This window comes from Mesorhizobium sp. M0772 (assembly GCF_040320135.1).
In the GTDB taxonomy this organism is placed as follows: Bacteria; Pseudomonadota; Alphaproteobacteria; order Rhizobiales; family Rhizobiaceae; genus Mesorhizobium.
Map to the genome: position 1 here is coordinate 1 of NZ_JAMYPB010000107.1, position 2749 is coordinate 2749.

The 2749-nt window shown below is 58.7% G+C and carries 1 protein-coding gene; it reads left to right on the forward strand.

Annotated features, from left to right (window positions below):
• Positions 1-52: 52 nt before the first annotated feature.
• On the forward strand, positions 53-1471 hold the full coding sequence (locus NKI06_RS30725) for a M20/M25/M40 family metallo-hydrolase (protein ID WP_352561712.1): 1419 nt from the start codon (positions 53-55) through the stop codon (positions 1469-1471).
• The last annotated feature ends 1278 nt before the right edge of the window (positions 1472-2749 follow it).

Sequence of the window (2749 nt, forward strand, 5' to 3'; positions counted from 1 at the left end):
CTAACCACTTGGCTGTATCCTCTCGCTTCTCACTTTTATTACAAGCAAAGACATGACCTCTTCTGAAACGTTGAACGCAGTCTTCGAACATATCGAGGCGAACCGCTCCCCGTTCCTCGACCGGCTGATCGATTACGTTCGGCATCCGAGCATCAGTGCGGAGAATGTCGGTATCGCCGAAGTCGGCGCGCTGCTGGTCGAGATGCTCAGCGGGATCGGGCTCGAGACCAGCCTGATGCCGACCGAAGAGCACCCGATGGTTGTCGCGCGCTGGGAGAAGGCGCCGGGTAAACCGAGGGTACTGCTCTACGGCCATTACGATGTGCAGCCCCCTGACCCGATCGAAAAGTGGCTCTCGCCGCCGTTTGAACCCACCATACGAGATGGTCGGCTTTTTGCCCGGGGCGCGGGCGACAACAAGGGTCAGCATTTCGCACAGATTCTGGCAATTGAGTCACACCTCAAGGTGCATGGCGCGCTGCCGTGCAACGTCATCTTGCTATTGGAAGGTGAAGAGGAGATTGGCAGCCCGCACATTGCCGATTTCGTGCGGACCAACAGGGATATCCTAAAGGCGGATCTTGCCGTCACAGCCGATGGTCCCCGTCATGCGAGCGGCGCACCTGTTATCAAGTTCGGATCGCGTGGCGAGCTGTCCTTTGAACTCCGTTGTCATCACGCTAGCCGCGATTTGCATTCGGGGAACTTCGGTGGCGTCGTGCCCAATCCGATTTGGACGTTGGTGCACCTGCTCAGCACCATGAAGAATGCCGACGGTGAAATCTCTATTGAAGGCTTCCACGATGATATTGAGCCTCCGTCAAAGGAGGATTTGGCTGCGGTCGAGCACCTGCCACTCGACATGGTGGCATTAATGCGAAATCTCGATCTTGCGCGACTTGACGCGCCGAAGGAAAGGCCTTTCTACGAGCGTCTCTGCTTCCGGCCCACACTGACGATCAATGGCTTTCATGGCGGCTATGGCGGGCCTGGTAGCATGAGCGTCCTGCCCAGCGAAGCCATGGTGAAATGTGACATAAGGCTCGTGGAGGCGCAGGATCCTCAAGACATCCTTCGCAAGGTAGCTGCCCATGTGGAAAAATACGCGCCCGATGTGGAGTTGGTGGTACAGGGGATTGGGATGTACCCCTCGAAAACGCCCATTGCCTCCCCTTTTACTGCGCCGCTGCGCCGTGCTTTCGTCGCTGCGCAAGGGCAGGAGCCTTTGCTGGTCCCGGCGGGCTTCGGCAGCCTGCCTAGCTATGTTTTCACCAAGATCCTTGGCTTTCCTGCCTTCGAAACGCCATACGCGAACCATGACGAAGCAAACCACGGGCCAAACGAAAATCTGGAACTCAGCTGCTTCTACAGCGGAATCCGCACAGGCGCGGCATTATTGTACGAGCTTGGCCTGTTGGAGCTTTCTGACCGCGAGGACAACGAAGTGCGCTCCGCATCCAGAGGCCGCTAGGTTAAAGGAATAGGAATCACCGGCAGATCCCCATCCCGGGAACTGCGAGCCAGCGGACCAAGCACGTGCGCCATTCGGTCCCTGCGACTCAATCCAGGCGGAGGGATAGGGCCGCAAAGCAGTCTTTTGCGCGCCGGCCGGTGGGCCAAGATGGAGCCATTGTAACTCAGTTATTGATCATCGCCGCCGCGGAGTCCTCAGGCTGTGCCGCGCCCGACACCGGCGACCGTAGTGGCCGTCGAGCGCCCCGTCGCCGATGTCGATCCGAAGCTCGGCCAGTCTCGCGGTGAGCTTCACTGCTTATTCCGCAGTGCCCACCTAGTTCGCACAGGAGTTCTTATCAGGCGGTCATGGCTGCCCCTTGTCGGATCTTCGACGATGTCGGACATAAGACATAGCGCCTCAGGGGATCACATTGTTATGAAACGATTTTCTCATTGGGCACGACTCCTGCGATGCTGTCAGCAAAACGCGCTGCGGCAAGGACTGAGGAGAAATCATGCCATGATCAAGCTCACCGAACATGCGGGCGCAGCGGCAAAAAAACAATGCTCTCCCGAGCCTAAGGAGAACCTTGAAATTGTTTTCCAGTCGAATGCCCCAGACGAGGATTCCTATCTTTGGCTCGAAGATCTAGAACGAGAACGGACACTTGCCTGGGCCGCCAGCCAGCCGGTTAGAACGCTGGGGCACTTCGGTGGAACACAGTCGATCGCGAGGCGACGCCCTGATAGCGATCTCCGACTGTCCCGACAAGGTTCCCGTGTTCATGCGTCGCTGTCAGTACCTCTACAGTTCTGGCAAGAAGGCCGGAAATCCGCGCGCACCGTGGGGCCGGCACCACCATTGCCGCTACGCCGATCCTGCTCGCCACCACGAAGCGGGCCGAACTCGTCCACCCGGGCCAGGCGCGAAAGACGGCCGCGAAGCTGCAGGCCTTTGGTTATCCCGCTTACTTCTAAGTGAGTACAGCTCGATGATTGCGAGCACGGCGCAAATAGAGTGTGCGCGGTCCCACGCACACTGCGCATGAGCGCTCCGCCAATCTGTCGCAACTCGAGCAAGACTTGTCGTAGTTCAGTGCATCATTTGTGAAGAGCAAGGAGACGATATCATGGCGAGAAACAAAATCCGGATCGCGCGGGGAGTAACAGCGGCCGTTGTCCTCATCGTGATGGGACAACAGGCCGTCGCGGCGGACCTTGCGCAAGCGGCGAGCGTCCCGCAGGCGGGAGCCTCGGTCACGGAAGCGCCAAGCCCTTGGCAGATCCGGCTGCG